At 72.7% G+C, this 16,866-nt stretch carries 14 protein-coding genes; 5 read left to right on the top strand and 9 right to left on the bottom strand.

What is annotated here, in order from left to right; all coding sequences use genetic code 11:
* Positions 1–100: 100 nt before the first annotated feature.
* Together pepN and thpR are read right to left on the bottom strand one after the other, a co-directional pair.
* A complete protein-coding gene (pepN, locus tag HOQ23_RS15520; RefSeq protein WP_172215497.1) occupies positions 101–2,539 on the bottom strand; it encodes an aminopeptidase N in 2,439 nt (812 codons plus the stop codon).
* 119 nt (positions 2,540–2,658) lie between these two features.
* Complete coding sequence (gene thpR, locus HOQ23_RS15515; RefSeq protein WP_172215496.1) at positions 2,659–3,225, bottom strand: RNA 2',3'-cyclic phosphodiesterase; 567 nt, start codon at positions 3,223–3,225, stop codon at positions 2,659–2,661.
* A gap of 194 nt (positions 3,226–3,419) precedes the next feature.
* Between thpR and HOQ23_RS15510 the strand changes: the two genes are divergently transcribed.
* Positions 3,420–3,782: a hypothetical protein gene (locus tag HOQ23_RS15510; RefSeq protein WP_172215495.1), complete on the top strand. Its 363-nt coding sequence runs from the start codon at positions 3,420–3,422 to the stop codon at positions 3,780–3,782.
* Positions 3,783–3,792: 10 nt separating this feature from the next.
* Here the strand turns inward: HOQ23_RS15510 and HOQ23_RS15505 are convergent, their stop codons facing one another.
* Positions 3,793–4,536: a VIT family protein gene (locus tag HOQ23_RS15505; protein ID WP_172215494.1), complete on the bottom strand. Its 744-nt coding sequence runs from the start codon at positions 4,534–4,536 to the stop codon at positions 3,793–3,795.
* Between the two features lie 64 nt (positions 4,537–4,600).
* Complete coding sequence (locus tag HOQ23_RS15500) at positions 4,601–5,746, bottom strand: acyl-CoA dehydrogenase family protein (RefSeq protein ID WP_172215493.1); 1,146 nt, start codon at positions 5,744–5,746, stop codon at positions 4,601–4,603.
* A 202-nt stretch (positions 5,747–5,948) separates the two neighbouring features.
* On the opposite strand from HOQ23_RS15500, the gene glgX reads away from it, so the two are divergent.
* From glgX to treZ, 3 genes are read left to right on the top strand one after another with little or no spacing between them, the layout of a single operon-like run.
* The gene (glgX, locus tag HOQ23_RS15495; protein WP_172215492.1) at positions 5,949–8,228 is read left to right on the top strand and encodes a glycogen debranching protein GlgX; all 2,280 of its coding nucleotides are present in this window, start codon (positions 5,949–5,951) and stop codon (positions 8,226–8,228) included.
* Position 8,229: 1 nt separating this feature from the next.
* Positions 8,230–10,620 (top strand): malto-oligosyltrehalose synthase, encoded by a 2,391-nt coding sequence (gene treY, locus HOQ23_RS15490; RefSeq protein ID WP_172215491.1) that lies wholly within the window; start codon positions 8,230–8,232, stop codon positions 10,618–10,620.
* On the top strand, positions 10,617–12,359 hold the full coding sequence (gene treZ / locus HOQ23_RS15485) for a malto-oligosyltrehalose trehalohydrolase (protein ID WP_172215490.1): 1,743 nt from the start codon (positions 10,617–10,619) through the stop codon (positions 12,357–12,359). Before treY ends, treZ begins: the two co-directional genes overlap by 4 nt.
* 146 nt (positions 12,360–12,505) lie before the next feature.
* On the opposite strand, the gene HOQ23_RS15480 is transcribed toward treZ, so the two are convergent.
* From HOQ23_RS15480 to HOQ23_RS15465, 4 genes are all read right to left on the bottom strand, one after another.
* Positions 12,506–13,201, bottom strand: a complete 696-nt coding sequence (locus tag HOQ23_RS15480) for an NAD-dependent deacylase (RefSeq protein WP_172215489.1) — start codon at positions 13,199–13,201, stop codon at positions 12,506–12,508.
* The gene (locus HOQ23_RS15475) at positions 13,198–13,824 is read right to left on the bottom strand and encodes a bifunctional 2-polyprenyl-6-hydroxyphenol methylase/3-demethylubiquinol 3-O-methyltransferase UbiG (protein ID WP_172215488.1); all 627 of its coding nucleotides are present in this window, start codon (positions 13,822–13,824) and stop codon (positions 13,198–13,200) included. The genes HOQ23_RS15480 and HOQ23_RS15475 overlap by 4 nt, the downstream gene beginning before the upstream one ends.
* A gap of 112 nt (positions 13,825–13,936) precedes the next feature.
* Positions 13,937–14,785 carry a hypothetical protein gene (locus HOQ23_RS15470; RefSeq protein ID WP_172215487.1) on the bottom strand — a complete coding sequence of 283 codons (849 nt, stop codon included), beginning with the start codon at positions 14,783–14,785 and terminating at the stop codon, positions 13,937–13,939.
* Positions 14,786–14,879: 94 nt separating this feature from the next.
* Positions 14,880–15,824 (bottom strand): 1,4-dihydroxy-2-naphthoyl-CoA synthase, encoded by a 945-nt coding sequence (locus HOQ23_RS15465; RefSeq protein ID WP_172215486.1) that lies wholly within the window; start codon positions 15,822–15,824, stop codon positions 14,880–14,882.
* 82 nt (positions 15,825–15,906) lie between these two features.
* Here HOQ23_RS15465 and HOQ23_RS15460 point away from each other — a divergent pair, with 82 nt between their 5' ends.
* Positions 15,907–16,347, top strand: coding sequence for a nitroreductase family deazaflavin-dependent oxidoreductase (locus HOQ23_RS15460; protein ID WP_172215485.1), 441 nt, complete (start codon positions 15,907–15,909; stop codon positions 16,345–16,347).
* A 15-nt stretch (positions 16,348–16,362) separates the two neighbouring features.
* On the opposite strand, the gene HOQ23_RS15455 is transcribed toward HOQ23_RS15460, so the two are convergent.
* A complete protein-coding gene (locus HOQ23_RS15455) occupies positions 16,363–16,833 on the bottom strand; it encodes a MarR family transcriptional regulator (protein ID WP_216654281.1) in 471 nt (156 codons plus the stop codon).
* Positions 16,834–16,866: the final 33 nt, after the last annotated feature.

Here is a 16,866-nt window from a genome sequence, read left to right as displayed (position 1 = left end):
TAGTCACACCCGCCGACGGGTCGCGTCATTTGGGTCGACTCGCCGCGCCACGAGCGCCGACTCGCGCCACCATTCGCGCCGACTCGGCGAGGGGCGGGGGTCAGAGGTCGTCGAGGCGGTCCTCCCAGTGACGGCGCAGCACCGGCGGCAGCTCGCCGGTGAGGGCGTCGCGCAGCAGCTGCACCTGGTCCGGGGCCAGCGCGAGCGCCGGGAAGGCACGCCCGACGACCTGCGAGAACGACTGCCCCCGGCGCTCGGCGATACCGGGCGCCTCGGCCAGGTAGCGGGCGACGTACGGCTCGAGGAGGTCGCCCTGCACCGGCGACCACAGGCCGGCGGCCAGCGCCGCGTAGTGGCGGTTGGAGACCTCCGCGTCGTCGGCCATCCGCGACCAGGCCTCCGCCTTCGCCTCCTCGGTCGGCCGCGCCGCGAGCGCCCGCGCCGCGCCGAGGTCGCCGTCCACGGTGCCGTCGCGGCGGCGCTCCTCCTCGATCGCTGCGGCGTCCAGCGCCCCGAGCTCGGCCAGCCGGTGCACGAGCCCCCAGACCAGGGCGGGGGTCAGCTCGACGCCCTCGGCGGTGCGTCCGCTGGCGCGGGCCGCGGCCAGCCAGGCGCGCAGCAGGTCGAGGTCCGTCGAGGTGGCGATCAGGCCCCGGGTGCAGGCCAGCGCGCGCTCCGGGTCGTCGGCGCCGGCCGCCAGGCCGCGCGCGCAGGCGTCGGCGACGATCGCGGACAGCCGCTCGGGCTCCCCGGGCGCGGTCCGGCGCAGCAGCACCTCGTCGAGGGTGCGGTCCAGCACCGCCTCGAGCAGCTCGGGGTGCGTCTCGCCGGGCAGGTGGGCGGCCACCAGGTCGGCGTACTCCTCCACCGGGAGCAGCCGCGACTGCACCAGCTCGAAGGCGTGCTGCCACAGGACCGTGCGGACCAGCACGTCGTCGAGACCGGACAGCCCGGTGCGCGCCGCCTCCCAGGACTCCGGGTCCAGGCGCAGGCGCGCGAAGGTCTCCCCGTGGCTGTTCGGCACCACCACCCGGCCGGCCCACTCCTCCAGGCGCACCGGCTCGGCGGCGACGTCGACGAAGCGGGAGCCGACCTCGGTCCAGGTGCCGCCGGGCGCCACGTCGTACGCCGTGACCCGGAGGCGGTGCGGGCGCTCGCCCTCACGGGAGAGCACCGGTACGCCGCCGTCGCGCTCGACGCGGACCGTGTCGTGGCCCGAGCGGCGCAGCCACACCTCGACCCAGCCGCGCACGTCGCGGTCGGAGGCGGCGTCGAGGGCGTCGACGAAGTCGGTCAGCGTGGCGTTGCCGAAGCGGTGGGCGGCGAGGTGGGCGTCGACGCCGGCCACGAACGCCTCGTCGCCGAGCCAGGTCACCAGCTGGCGCAGCACCGAGTTGCCCTTGGCGTAGGAGATCTGGTCGAAGTTGTTGAACGCCGCGTCCACGTCGGGCACCTCCTCGGCGCGCGGGGCGACCGGGTGGGTGGAGCGGCGCAGGTCGGCGTCGTAGGCCCGCGGCTTGCGGCGCGCCTCGTGGGCGACCAGCGTGTCGGCGTACCCGGCCCCGTCGCGCGCGACGCGGTAGCCCATGTAGTCGGCGAAGGACTCGTTGAGCCAGGTGTCCTCCCACCAGCGCATCGTGACGAGGTTGCCGAACCACATGTGCGCCATCTCGTGCGCGACGATCGTGGCCCGGCGCACCCGCACGGGCTCGCCCATCCGGCCGCGGGGCAGCAGCTCGTCGCGGTAGGTGACGCAGCCGGGGGTCTCCAGCGCGCCCCAGTTCTGGCCCGGCACGAACGCCTGGTCGTAGGAGTCGAAGGCGAACGGCTCGGCGAGCAGCTCGGCGTAGTGGTCGAAGCAGCCCTCGGTCAGCGCGCGCAGCTCCGCGGCGTCGCGGTCGAGCTCGGCGGCCAGCGAGCGGCGCGCGTGCCAGCCGAACGGCAGGCCGCGGTGCTCCCAGGTGACCGAGTGCCACGGCCCCGCGCAGACGACGACCATGTTGGTCGGGATCGGCGGGGTGGTCGCGAAACGCCAGGTGCCGCCGTCGCGCCCGGTGGCCCGGCCGTTGGCCAGCACCGTCCAGGCGGGGTCGGCGCGCACCGTCATCGTGACCGGCGCCTTGAGGTCCACCTGGTCGAAGCAGGGGAAGACCCGCTGGGAGACGTCCATGCCGAGGTACGCCGAGAGGTAGGTCTCGCCGTCGGCCGGGTCGGTGAAGCGGTGCATCCCGTCGCCGTCGGTGACATAGGGGACGCGCGCCGACACCTCCACCCGCACCGGGACGCCGGTGGGCAGGTCGGTGAGCGCGATCCGGCGCCCGTCGTACGCCTCGGTCGCCGGGGCGCCGTCGACGAGCACCAGGAGGTCGCGGGCGGCGGTGAGCTCCAGGAACGTCTCCGGCTCCCTAGTCGTGAAGGTGACGACCGTGCGGCACCCGAAGGTCTCGGCGGACGCCTCGGTGAGGTCGAGCTCGATGTCGTAGGCGACGTCGCTCAGCTGGGCGGCCCGGGCGCGGGCCTCGTCGAGGGTGAGGGACATCCCCCGACCGTAACGGTGCCGCGGACGCCACGAGCGCCGACTCGGTGCGCCACACGGGCCGACTCGCGCAACCATGGGGGGCGACTCGCGCGACCACTGGCCCCGACTCGGCGAGGGGGTCAGTGGCCGAGAGGGAGCTCGTCGACCAGCTCGTAGCGGGGCCGGCCGCGGGGGCCCTCGCCGAGGTGGGAGGCGATCAGGCTGAGCCGGTCGACGGTCCACTCCGGGCCGGCGTAGGAGTCCAGCAGCCGCACCCAGCGGCTGACCTCCTGGGGGTGCCCGAGCCGGGCGAGGGTGACGTGCGGGCGGAAGCGCTGGCCGTCGACGGCGACCCCGGCGCGGCTCGCGGCCGCGCGGGCGCCGGTCGCGAGCCGGTCCAGCTCGGTGCGGCCGTCCTCGTCGAGGCGCAGCCCGGCCCACAGCACCCGGGCCCGCGCGACCCCGGGGAACGCCCCGCCACCGGTGATCGCGGCGGCGAACGGCGTGCGCCTCGCCGCTGCCCGGCCCAGCCGCTCGACCAGGTCGTCGAGTGCCCGGTCCGGCACGTCGGCGTAGAACGCCACCGTCACGTGCAGCTGCTCGACCGACGCCCAGCGGAACGGCCCGGCGTCACGGCGTACGTCGAGGAAGGCGTCGAGGTCCGCGACGACCTCCTCGGGTGGCACCACGGCCGCGAACATCCGCATCAGCAGATGCTAGACGTCCCCTCGGCGCAGGATTGGCCGGAGCGCGCCGGGGCAGGGTGGGGACCCGGGGCCGGGGTGCGGCCCACGAGCAGTCGAGGCGGCAGGACATGTGGGGCAGGCGGTCGGGCTCGAGTTGGTATCGCCTCCTCGATCCCACCCTCACGGTCACGACCTCCGCGCCGTCCGAGGTGGCCGTGGCCGCCCTCGTCGACGCGCTCGTCGCCGCCAAGTTCCGGCTCGAGGAGCGCGCCCCCGGCAGCGCCCGGCTGCGGGTCGGGTCCTGGCGCAACGATCTGATCGTGGACGCCGAGGACATCCAGACGCTGATCGCCTTCCGCATCCTGCCGCGGCGCTTCGCCGCCTGGACCTACTCCGCACACGTCGACCTGGACGCGCTCGACACCGCGCCGAGCCAGGTGCGGGTGCGGATGCACAAGGTGTGGGGGGACCGCCGGTCCGCCGTTCCCCACCTCCTCGGCGCGGTCGACGCGGCGATCGGGGCGCTGCACGACGCCGGCCACGACGCCGAGGACAACGAGCTGGTCGAGGGGCGCTGAGGAGGGCTCCTCAGACCTGCGTCCCCAGCGCCGACCCGATCGCATAGGTGATGCCCATCGCCAGCGCGCCCCCGACGACGTTGCGCACCACCGCGCGGGGGCGGGGCGCGTAGCCCAGCGTCGCGCTCGTGAAGCCGGTGATGGCCAGCGCCACCAGCACGCTGAGGACGGTGATCAGCACCCGGGTGTCGTCGGGCGCCAGCAGGATCACCAGCAGCGGCAGTGCCGCACCGGTCACGAAGGAGATCGCCGAGGCGAACGCCGCCGCCCACGGGTTGGTGATGTCGTCAGGGTCGATGCCGAGCTCGACGCGCGCGTGGGCGGCCAGCGGGTCGCGCGCCATCATCTGCTCCGCCGCCTCCCGGGCGACCTCCTCGCTCATGCCGCGCTCGACGAGCAGGCCCGCGAGCTCGTCGCGCTCGGCCTCGGGCTGCTCGGCCAGCTCACGACGCTCGGTGTCCAGCATCGCGAGCTCGGAGTCGCGCTGGGTGCTCGTCGAGAGGTACTCGCCGGCGGCCATGCTGATCGCGCCGGAGACGAGCCCGGAGACGCCCGCGATCGCGATCGAGCCCTGGTCGGTCGTCGCCCCCGCGACGCCGACCACCAGGCCGGCGGTGGACACCACGCCGTCGTTGGCGCCCATCACGCCCGCCCGGAGCCAGTTCAGCCTTCCCCGGACGCCGCCGCTGGTGCCCGGCTGGCCCGGCTCCCCGGGATGGGTGGCGGATGCCGGGTGCCGCGCCTTGGGGGTCATCCCTCGATGGTCGCCTGCGCGGCGAGGCGCGGCAAGCAAGGCTTGCCTGCGCCCCGCCGGTGGGTCAGAGCCCGAGGTCGCGCCCGATGAGCTCCTTCATGATCTCGTTCGACCCGGCCCAGATCTTCGAGACGCGGGCGTCGCGCCAGGCCCGGGCGACGCGGTACTCGTTCATGAAGCCGTAGCCACCGTGCAGCTGCACGCAGTGGTCGAGCACCTCGTTCTGCACCTGCGAGGACCACCACTTCGCCTTCGCGGCGTCCACCGGGCCGAGCTCGCCGGCGTCGTGGGCGACCACGCACTGGTCGATGTAGGCCTGGGCGACCTCGATCTTGGTCACCTGCTCGGCGAGCAGGAACTTGTTGTGCTGGAACTGCCCGATCGACTGCCCGAACGCCTTGCGCTCCTTGGCGTAGGCGATGGTCTCCTCCAGGATCTGCGCCGCGTGCGCGACGTTGGAGATCGCGCAGCCCAGGCGCTCCTGGGGCAGCTTCTGCATCATGTGGATGAAGCCGCCGTCGAGCTCGCCGACGATCTCGGCGTCAGTGACGCGCACGTCCTCGAAGAACAGCTCGGCGGTGTCGGACTCGTCCTGGCCGACCTTGTCGAGCTTGCGGCCGCGGCTGAAGCCGGGCGTGCCGGTCTCCACGGCGAACAGGGTGATGCCGCGGGCCTTCTTCTCCGGGGAGGTGCGGGCCGCGACCAGCACCAGGTCGGCGGAGTAGCCGTTGGTGATGAAGGTCTTCGAGCCGTTGATCACCCAGGAGTCGCCGTCGCGCACGGCGGTGGTCCGCAGCGCGGCGAGGTCGGAGCCGCCGGAGGGCTCGGTCATGCCGATGGCGAGCAGGATCTCGCCCGCGGCCACGCCGGGCAGCCAGCGCTTCTTCTGCTCCTCGGTGCCGAGCTCGACGAGGTACGGCGCCGTGATGTCGGCGTGGATGCCCACGCACGAGCCGAGTGCGGCGTTGACCTTGTTCAGCTCCTCGAGCAGGACCGCGTTGAACCGGTAGTCGCCGGCGCCGGCCCCGCCGTACTCCTCGGGGATGGCCAGGCCGAGCAACCCCTGGCGCCCGGCCTCGAGCCAGAACTCGCGCGGGATGGCCTTCGCCTCGGCGTACGCCTCGACGTCCGGGATGACCGAACGCTCCAGGAACTCGCGCACCGAGCCGCGGAATGCCTCGTGGTCCTCGTCGTAGATCGCTCGCTTCATGCCCTCACGATACTCACGGGTAACAGTGGCCGGCAGGGGCCGAGCCCCCAGGAAGGTTCCCCCGAGGTCCCGCGAGGTCCCGGAGGGTTCCGGGTGGCGGCCAGCGGGTACCACCCCGACTCGCCCCCGTGCCGCGCGTCCGTCCCCCGCAGTCCGTCGCGGCTTCGACCCTGCTCCACCGCAGCCCCGCGAGAGGTGCCCCTTGATCGATCCAGCCGACGCCGCCCCCGAGGTCTGGCCGGGCCAGCCCTACCCGCTCGGCGCGACCTTCGACGGCAGCGGGACCAACTTCGCGCTGTTCAGCGAGGTCGCCGAGCGCGTGGAGCTGTGCCTGTTCGACGAGACCGCCGACGGCACGCTCGCCGAGACCCGGCTGGAGCTGACCGAGGTCGACGCCTTCGTCTGGCACTGCTACCTGCCGCGCATCCAGCCCGGCCAGCGCTACGGCTACCGCGTGCACGGACCCTGGGACCCCGAGCAGGGGCTGCGCTGCAACCCCAACAAGCTGCTGCTGGACCCCTACGCCAAGGCGACGACCGGCGACATCGACTGGGACCAGGCGCTGTTCTCCTACGACTTCGGCGACGAGGGCTCGCGCAACGACGAGGACTCCGCGCCGCACATGACCCACGGCGTGGTGATCAACCCGTTCTTCGACTGGGAGGGCGACCGGAGCCCGGGCTACGGCTACAACGACACGCTGATCTACGAGGCCCACGTCAAGGGCCTCACCCAGCTGCACCCCGAGGTGCCGGAGGAGCAGCGCGGCACCTACGCCGGCGTCGCGCACCCGGCCGTGGTCGCGCACCTGCAGAAGCTCGGGGTCACCGCGATCGAGCTGATGCCGGTCCACCAGTTCGTGCAGGACAGCACGCTGCTGGAGAAGGGCCTGCGCAACTACTGGGGCTACAACACCCTCGGCTTCTTCGCCCCGCACGCCGAGTACGCCGCCACCGGGCGCGACCCGGCGACCCTCGGCGGGCAGGTGCAGGAGTTCAAGTCGATGGTCAAGGAGCTCCACGCCGCCGGCATCGAGGTGATCCTCGACGTGGTCTACAACCACACCGCGGAGGGCAACCACCTCGGCCCGACGCTGAGCTTCCGCGGCATCGACAACCAGGCCTACTACCGCCTGGTCGAGGACGACCCGCGCTACTACATGGACTACACCGGCACCGGCAACAGCCTCAACGTGCGCCACCCGCACTCGCTGCAGCTGATCATGGACTCGCTGCGCTACTGGGTCACCGAGATGCACGTCGACGGCTTCCGCTTCGACCTCGCCTCGACGCTGGCCCGCGAGTTCTACGAGGTGGACCGGCTCGCGACCTTCTTCGAGCTCGTCCAGCAGGACCCGGTGGTCAGCCAGGTGAAGCTGATCGCCGAGCCGTGGGACGTCGGGCCCGGCGGCTACCAGGTGGGCGGCTTCCCGCCGCAGTGGACGGAGTGGAACGGCGCCTACCGCGACACCGTGCGCGACTTCTGGCGCGGCGAGCCCTCGCTGGGCGAGTTCGCCAGCCGCCTCGCCGGCTCCGCCGACCTCTACGAGCACTCCGGGCGCCGGCCGGTCGCCAGCATCAACTTCGTCACCGCCCACGACGGGTTCACACTGCGCGACCTGGTGTCCTACAACGAGAAGCACAACGAGGCGAACGGCGAGGACAACAACGACGGCGAGAGCCACAACCGCTCCTCCAACCACGGCGTCGAGGGCCCGACCGACGACCCCGAGATCCTCGGGGCGCGGGCGCGTGCCCAGCGCAACCTGATCGCCACCCTGCTGCTCAGCCAGGGCGTGCCGATGCTGCTGCACGGCGACGAGATGGGCCGCACCCAGCAGGGCAACAACAACACCTACGCCCAGGACTCCGAGCTGAGCTGGGTGCACTGGAAGGACGCCGACCTCCCGCTGGTCGAGTTCACCGCCGCGGTCGCCCGCCTGCGCCGCGACCACCCGACGTTCCGGCGCAAGCGGTTCTTCACCGGCGGCACCGTGCGGGTCCCCGACGGCGGGGACGGCGACCGGCTCAACGACATCGTGTGGCTGCACCTGGACGGCCGCCCCATCGAGGACGACGACTGGGACGACGGCGCCAAGGCGCTCGGGATGTACCTCAACGGCCACGGCATCCGCGGCCGCGACGAGCGCGGCCAGCCGATCGTCGACGACCACTTCCTGCTCTACTTCAACGCCGACGGCCCGGCCACGATCACCCTGCCGGCCGAGGAGTACGCCGAGGGGTGGGACGTCGTGATCGACACCGGCGGCGACGCCGACGCCAGCCCGCGGCTGCCGGCCGGCGCGACGTACGACCTCGACACGTGCAGCGTGCTCGTCCTGCGCGAGCACCGGGAGGCCGAGAGCGAGCCCGACCTGTCCGTGGCGGCGTCGGTCGCCGCCCAGGCGGCACAGGCGGCGGAGGCCGCCGAGTCGGCACAGGCGGCTGAGTCGGCGGACGCGTCGCAGCCGGGGCAGGCCTGAGGTGGGCGGGGCGCGGGTCCCGACCAGCACCTACCGGCTGCAGGTCACCGAGGACCTCGACCTGTTCGCCGCGGCCCGGCTGCTGCCCTACCTCCACGAGCTGGGGGTGGACTGGGTCTACCTCTCCCCCCTGCTCGCCGCCGAGCCGGGCAGCAGCCACGGCTACGACGTGGTCGCCCACGACCACGTCGACGTCTCCCGCGGCGGCGCGGACGGCCTGGCCGCGGTGAGCGCCGAGGCGCGCCGCCTGGGGATGGGCGTGCTGGTCGACATCGTGCCCAACCACGTCGGCGTCGCGACGCCGGCCGCGAACCCGTGGTGGTGGGAGGTCCTCCAGCACGGGCGCCACGGCGCGCGCGCCGCCGCCTTCGACATCGACTGGAACGCCGCCGGCCAGCGACTGCGTATCCCGGTCGTCGGCGACGACGACCAGGGCCTCGACGGCGGCCCGGTCGGCAACCTCGACGTGGTCGAGGGCCCGGACGGGCAGCGCGAGCTGCGCTACCACGACCACCGCTTCCCGCTCGCTCCCGGCACGGCCGACGACTGGGGCACCCCCGGCGTCGACGCGCAGACGGTGCACGCCCGCCAGCACTACGAGCTGGTCAACTGGCGGGTGGCCGACGACGGGCTGAACTACCGCCGGTTCTTCGCGGTCAACACCCTGGCCGCGGTCCGGGTCGAGGAGCCGGAGGTCTTCGCCGACACCCACGTCGAGATCCGGCGCTGGTTCGAGGAGGGGCTCGTCGACGGCCTGCGCGTGGACCACCCCGACGGCCTGCGCGACCCGAAGGGCTACCTCGACGACCTCGCCGCGCTCACCGGCGGCGCCTACGTGCTGGTCGAGAAGATCCTGGAGCCCGGCGAGCGGCTGCCCGCCTCGTGGGCCACCGCCGGCACCACCGGGTACGACGCGCTCGCCCACATCGACCGGGTGCTCACCGACCCCGCCGGGCAGGCGCCGCTGGACGAGCTCGAGACCCGGCTGCGCGGCGCGGCCGTGGACTGGCACGAGATGGTCCACGGCACCAAGCGCGAGGTCGCCGACAACCTGCTGCACTCCGAGGTGCGCCGGATCGTGCGCGACCTGCGCCGCGAGGACCCCTGGCTGCCCGCCTTCCGCGCCGAGGACGCGATCGGCGAGCTGATGGCCTGCTTCGGCGTCTACCGCTCCTACCTCCCCGAGGGCCGCGAGCACCTCGAGCATGCCTTCGCCGAGGCGCGGCGCCGGCGCCCGGACCTCGCCGGCACCTTCGACCGGCTGGAGCCGCGGCTCCAGGACGGCGAGGCCGACGGGACCCGGCGCTTCCAGCAGACGAGCGGCATGGTGATGGCCAAGGGGGTCGAGGACTGCGCCTTCTACCGCTGGTCGCGGCTCACCTCGCTCAACGAGGTCGGCGGGGACCCCTCGGTCTTCGCGCTGCCGGTCTCCGGCTTCCACGACGCGATGACCGAGCGCCAGCAGCACTGGCCGCACGCGATGACCACGCTCTCCACCCACGACACCAAGCGCGGCGAGGACGTCCGCGCCCGCATCACCGCCCTCGCCGAGGTCCCCGAGGTGTGGGCCGACGCCCTGGACCGGCTGCTCGCCCTGGCGCCGCTGCCCGACCCGGGCTTCGGCTCGCTGCTGTGGCAGGCCGTGCTCGGCGCCTGGCCCGCGGACCGCGAGCGCCTGCACGGGTACGCCGAGAAGGCGATGCGCGAGGCCGGCGACCGGACCACCTGGACGGCGCCCGACGCCGACTACGAGGCCGCCGTGCACGCCGCGGTGGACAGCGCCTTCGACGACCCCAAGGTCGCGGCCGTGCTCGAGGAGCTGCTCGAGCGGGTCACCGTGCCCGGCTGGTCCAACGCGCTGGGCGCCAAGCTCGTCGCGCTGACCATCCCCGGCGTGCCGGACGTCTACCAGGGCAGCGAGCTGTGGGAGCAGAGCCTGGTGGACCCGGACAACCGGCGCTGGGTGGACTTCGAGACCCGCGCGGAGCTGCTGCGCACCGGTGCGTGGGAGCCGCCCACCGCGCGGGTCGACGACCCCGGCAGCGCCAAGCTGCACGTGACCGCCGCCGCCCTGCGGCTGCGCCGCGAGCGCCCCGAGCTGTTCACGTCGTACGACGGGGTGGGGGCGAGCGGGCCGGCGGCCGACCACGTGCTCGCCTTCGACCGCGGCGGCGCGGTGACCGTGGCGACCCGGCTGCCGGTCGGGCTCGCCGCCCGCGGCGGCTGGGGCGACACCCGTCTCGCACTCGCACCGGGCCGCTGGGTGGACACGCTCACCGGCACCACCCATGAGGCCGGGCCGGACGGGCTCGAGCTGGCCGGCGTGCTGGACCGGCTGCCGGTGGCGCTGCTGGTGCCCGCGGACCGAGACGAGCAGGAGGAGGAGCGATGAGGGGTCCCTTCGACGTGTGGGCGCCGCGCCCGGAGCGGGTGCGGCTCGCGGTCGCCGGCGAGGTCGTGGAGATGGTCCGCGGCGCGGGCGACTGGTGGACGCCGGACGGCGCGCTGCCCGACGTACCGGCCGACGGCCTCGACTACGGCTACCTGCTCGACGACGAGGAGACCCCGCGCCCGGACCCGCGCTCGCGGCGCCAGCCCGACGGGGTGCACGGGCGCTCGCGGACCTTCGACCCCACGGCCTTCGCCTGGACCGACCAGGGCTGGACCGGGCGCCAGCTGGCCGGCTCGGTGATCTATGAGCTCCACGTCGGCACCTTCACCCCCGAGGGCACCCTCGACGCCGCGCTGGGCCGGCTGGACCACCTGCGCTCGATCGGCGTCGACCTCGTCGAGCTGATGCCGGTCAACGGCTTCAACGGCACCTGGAACTGGGGCTACGACGGCGTGCTGTGGTCCACGGTCCACGAGGGGTACGGCGGCCCCGCGGCGTACCAGCGCTTCGTCGACGGCTGCCACGCCGCCGGGCTGGGCGTGATCCAGGACGTCGTCTACAACCACCTCGGGCCGTCGGGGAACTACCTGCCGCTGTTCGGGCCCTACCTGAAGACCGGGGCCAACACCTGGGGCGACCTGCTCAACCTCGACACCGAGGGCTCGGCGGAGGTGCGCCGGCTGATCCTCGACAACGTGCGGATGTGGCTGGCGGACTACCACGTCGACGGGCTGCGCCTGGACGCCGTGCACGCGCTCGACGACTCCTCGCCGGTGCACCTGCTGGAGGAGATGGCGATCGAGGTGGCCGCGCTGTCGGCGCACCAGCGGCGCCCGCTGACGCTGATCGCGGAGTCCGACCTCAACCAGGCCTCGATGGTCACCCCGCGCGAGGCCGGCGGCACGGGCATCGACGCGCAGTGGAGCGACGACTTCCACCACGCGGTGCACGTGGCGCTGACCCAGGAGACCGAGGGTTACTACGCCGACTTCGAGCCGCTCTCGGCGCTGGCGAAGGTGTGCGAGCGCGGCTTCTTCCACGACGGGACCTACTCCTCCTTCCGCGGCCGCGACCACGGCGCCCCGGTCGACACCGAGCGGATGCCGACGTGGCGGCTGGTGGTGTGCAGCCAGAACCACGACCAGATCGGCAACCGCGCCGTCGGCGACCGGATCACCGAGGCGCTCGACGACGACCAGCTCGCCTGCGCGGCGCTGTTGACGCTGGCGGGGCCGTTCACGCCGATGCTGTTCCAGGGCGAGGAGTGGGCCGCCTCCACGCCGTTCCAGTTCTTCACCAGCCACCCCGAGCCGGAGCTCGGCACGGCCACCGCGGAGGGGCGGATCGCGGAGTTCGAGCGGATGGGCTGGGACCCCGCGGTGGTGCCGGACCCGCAGGACCCCGCGACGTACGAGCGCTCCAAGCTGGACTGGTCCGAGCTCGAGGGTGGTCGGCACGCGCGGATGCTCGAGGTCTACCGCGAGCTGGCCCGGCTGCGTCGTACGCTCCCGGACCTCACCGACCCCTCGTTCGCCAAGGTCTCCTGCACCGCCGACGAGGAGTCGCGGGTCTTCACCATGCTCCGCGGCTCACTGCTGGTGGCGGTGAACTTCGGCGACACCGAGGCGGACATCCCCGTCGGCCCCGACCACGCCCTCCTCTTCACCACCCCCACCCCCGCCCGCCTCCACGCCGCCACCCTCACCCTCCCTCCCCACGCCGGGGCGCTCCTCGGCTGAGAGGTTGAATCGAGACTTCTGACGGTCGAGTCGAGAGTTATGACCGGTTGACCTCGCCGAGACCTTCGCCGCCACAAGAGCCGACTCGGCGCGCCATTGGCGCCGACTCGCGCAACCACACGGGCCGACTCGGCGGAGGGGGCGGGTCAGCGGACGGTGGTGAGGAGCTCGTCGACCCAGGCGGGGACGAGTACGCCGGCGGGGCCGCGGCGGGACTCGTCGAAGAAGTGGCTGCCCTCGCTGGGCAGCAGGTTGAGCTCGAGGGTGCGGGCGCCGTAGGTGACCGCGCTCTGCACGAAGCCGGCCGCGGGGTAGACCGCGCCGGAGGTGCCGATCGAGACGAACAGGTCGCAGCGCTGGAGCGCCGCGACGATGCGGTCCATCTGGTAGGGCACCTCGCCGAACCAGACGATGTCGGGGCGCAGCTCGGCGCTGCCGCAGCGGGGGCACGGCGGGTGGTCGCCGAGGTCCTCGGTCCAGCGGGAGCGGGCGCGGCAGCCGACGCACAGCGCCGACAGCAGCTCTCCGTGCATGTGCAGGACGTGCTGGGAGCCGGCCCGCTCGTGCAGGTCGTCGACGTTCTGGGTGACCACCAGCAGGTCGTCGCCCAGGGCGCGCTCGAGGCGCGCGAGCGCGAGGTGGGCGGGGTTGGGCTCCACGTCGGCGAGAGCCGCGCGGCGGGCGTCGTAGAAGCGCTGCACGACCGCGGGCTGGTACTCGAAGGCCTCCGGCGTCGCGACGTCCTCGGCGCGGTGGCCCTCCCACAGCCCGTCGGAGTCGCGGAACGTCGGGACGCCGCTCTCGGCGGAGATCCCGGCTCCGGTCAGCACGACCACCCTCACGACACGTCCTCCTCAGGCCTGCGATGCACGGTGATCACGTACCCGCCGTCGTCGTAGGCCTCACCGTCCCAGGTGGAGTACCGCGTCACAGGCTCCAGGCCCGCCACTGCGAGCGCGGCGTCGTGCTCGGCCAGCGGGGTCGGCGCACAGCCGGCCGGGAGGTGCGCGGAGTCCAGGCCGAACCCGCACACGACCAGCCCACCCGAGACGGCGTGCGCGGCGAGCCGCTCGGCCACCGCGCCCAGGGTGCCGGGCTCGAGCAGCGGGATGATGTTGCCGGCCAGCAGCACCAGGTCGAAGCGCTCGCCGAGGTCCATGGTGGCCAGGTCCGCGAGCCGCCAGTCCAGGGCCGGGGCCACCGCCCGCGCCTGCTCGAGCATCGTCGCGTCGACGTCGGTGCCGACGACCGCGTAGCCCAGCTCGGCGAGCCGCTCGGTGATCCGGCCCGTCCCGCAACCGGCGTCCAGCACCTGCGCCGGCGGGTCGAGGAGGCGCTGCACGAACACCGCCTCCCCGTGGATGTCCTGGCCCTGCGCCGCGAGCGCCCGGAACCGCTCGGCGTACGCCGCGGCGTAGTCCTCGCCGTTGTTGGCGCGCGCGATGCGCTCCCAGCGGGTGGTCATGGGGTCCTCGCAGATCAGTGGTGCGGTCGCCCCAGTACTACCAGGGTCACCGACGTGCCACGGCTGCGGGAGCATGAGATGCACCCGCGTCCTTGCGCTATCACCTTCACGACTAGTCCAAGACCGCGCCAAGCGAGCCGTCGACAGGCAGCGCGGGTCGGACGACACGGCCCTCGACGACTTCGCCGTCCGCGGGCCGCGCGAACTCAGGATTCAGTTCAAGCTCAATATCGAACTCGCCACCGAGATGCATCACCATCGTGTCGGCCAATCGGTGGCCCATCGGGCGGAACGTGACGTACGTCAGCCCACCTGAGACCACGCCCCCAACAACGGGGACCGCCTTGGTGATTGTCTTCTCAACGGTCTTCTTCGTGATCTTCATACCGATGGTGGCGCCCACCTTCTTCACCAGCGGGTACCACGTCGTGTGGGTCAGAGCCTGTGCCGCGACCTTCTTCCCCAAGTTGGCGCCCGCGACTTTCGAGGTGCTGGAGACGAGCGCCGCCGCGCCCGCTGCACCAAACATGGCCCCGAGGTAGCCGATCACTCGAATCTGGGCAGCCTCCGAGAGTTCTCCGCCCCCGTCGAACAGATCGTCCTCGCCGAACAGGTAGGCAATCTGCTGGGCGAGATTGATTGCAAAACCGAAGTACTGCGCGACGTCGACACCGCCAGCCGCAACCATCACGGCCGGGTTCCCGGGCAAACCCGAGGCGAACGAAGCCATAGACGTCTTCGCAGCACTGCTCTTGATGATGGAGTTCGCCTTGCGCCTCAACGACTCGGCGGAATACACGGCTTGAGGGCCACGCTCCAGGACAACGTCGAAGTCTTCCAAGTTGCCGAAGTGCTTTCGCAGGAAATCCTCCCGGTCCACGCGCACGATCGGCAGCTTGGCAACCGCACCGATGGTTTGCAGCGTGGTCGCGTAGAGCTTGTCCTGGGAATGCTCAGCCATGCCCGGACATTAGCCTGCGCAAAGCCAACCCAACCGTGTTTGTCACCGATCGACGTCCGCGCCGGATACCCGCCTGGCCGTCACCCCAACGGGCTCAGTAGTACCAGGGGTACGGCGACCAGTCGGGCTCGCGCTTCTCGAGGAACTGGTCGCGGCCCTCCTGGGCCTCGTCGGTCATGTAGGCCAGGCGGGTGGTCTCGCCGGCGAAGAGCTGCTGGCCGACCAGGCCGTCGTCGAGGAGGTTGAAGGAGTACTTCAGCATCCGCTGGGCGGTCGGCGACTTGCCGTTGATCTTGCGGCCCCACTCCAGGGCGACCTTCTCCAGCTGGGCGTGCTCGACGACGCGGTTGACCGCACCCATCGCGAACATCTCCTCGGCGGAGTACTCCTCGCCGAGGAAGAAGATCTCGCGGGCGAACTTCTGCCCCACCTGGCGGGCGAGGTACGCCGAGCCGTAGCCGCCGTCGAAGGAGCCCACGTCGGCGTCGGTCTGCTTGAAGCGGGCGTGCTCGCGCGAGGCGAGGGTCAGGTCGGCGACGGCGTGCAGCGAGTGCCCGCCGCCCGCGGCCCAGCCCGGCACCACGCAGATGACGACCTTGGGCATGAAGCGGATCAGGCGCTGGCACTCCAGGATGTGCAGGCGCGCGAGCTTGGCCTTGTCGATCACCGAGGGCTCCTCGGCCCCGGTGTCGTCGGCGCCGATCGCCTTGTCCTCGTACTGGTAGCCGGCCTTGCCGCGGATCCGCTGGTCGCCGCCGGAGCAGAAGGACCACTTGCCGTTCTTCGCGCTCGGGCCGTTGCCGGTGAGGATCACGCAGCCCACGTCGGCGGACTGGCGCGCGTGCTCGAGCGTGCGCAGCAGCTCATCGACGGTGTGCGGGCGGAAGGCGTTCAGCACGTCGGGGCGGTCGAACGCGATCCGCACGGTGCCGTGGGCCTTGGCCCGGTGATAGGTCAGGTCGGTCAGGTCCTCGAAACCCGGGACCTCGTCCCAGTCAGCCGGGTCGAAGATCTCCGAGACGCCGTCGATCGCACTCATGGGCGGAGGCTATCGGCCCGCTCCCCCGGGCCCGGAGGGAGCCGGGAGGAATAGGTCGCCGCGCAGCGGTCATTGGAAGGTCATGACACTCACAGGCGAGTACGAGCCCAGCCCCGAGCAGTGGGTCCGCGACCAGGTCGCCGAGTTCGAGTCCTCCGACGGGCAGCGGGCCAACGTCCTGCCCGGCACCGAGGACAAGATCGTCGTGATCACCTCCCGCGGGGCGAACTCCGGCAAGCTGCGCAAGAACCCGGTGATGCGCGTCGAGCGCGACGGCACGTACGTCGCGATCGCCTCCAAGGGCGGCGCCGACGACAACCCGACCTGGTACTACAACTTCGTCGCGCACCCCGAGGTCGATCTCCAGGACGGCGCGGAGAAGCACACCTACCGCGCCCGGCTGGTCAGCGGCGAGGAGCGCGCCGACTGGTGGGACCTCGCGGTCCGCACCTGGGCGACGTACGGCGAGTACCAGAAGAAGACCGACCGCGAGATCCCGGTCTTCGTGCTCGAGCGCGTCTGAGCGGGCCGTGCCCGGCTACGCCTCGGTGATCCCGCGGCGTGGCCAGGGCCTGCCGTCACGGGCCTCGATCGCGGCGTTGTAGCGGCCCAGGAGGCTGCTCAGCAGCGCGACGTCCTCCTCGCTCCAGTCCGCCAGCACCCGCCCGAGCCCCTCGCGGCCGCGGGTGCGCTCCGCGTCCAGGTCCCGCAGGCCGGCCTCGGTCAGGCGGAACTTCCGGGCCAGGCCGCCGTCGGGGTCCGCGATCCGCTCGACCAGCCCGGCGCGCAGCAGCGCCGCCGTCTGCCGGTTGAGCGTGGACACGTCGAGACCGAACGCGTCGCTGAGCTGCGGGAGGGACATCGGCCCCTCCGCCTCGATCCGCGCCATCACCAGGTAGGCCGTGCGGTCGAGCGCGCCCTCGAGCCGACGGGTGCGGGTCAGCATGTGGCGCCCCAGCACCAACGACTCCAGCTCCACCGACGACAGGAGATCGCTGCGATCACCCACGCGTCCGCCTCCTCACCAGCTCGTCCGTCCCCG

Source organism: Nocardioides sp. zg-DK7169 (assembly GCF_013155365.1).
In the GTDB taxonomy this organism is placed as follows: domain Bacteria; phylum Actinomycetota; class Actinomycetes; order Propionibacteriales; family Nocardioidaceae; genus Nocardioides.
Note: the sequence above shows the minus strand (reverse complement) of the source record. Positions and strands in the feature narration are given on the sequence as shown.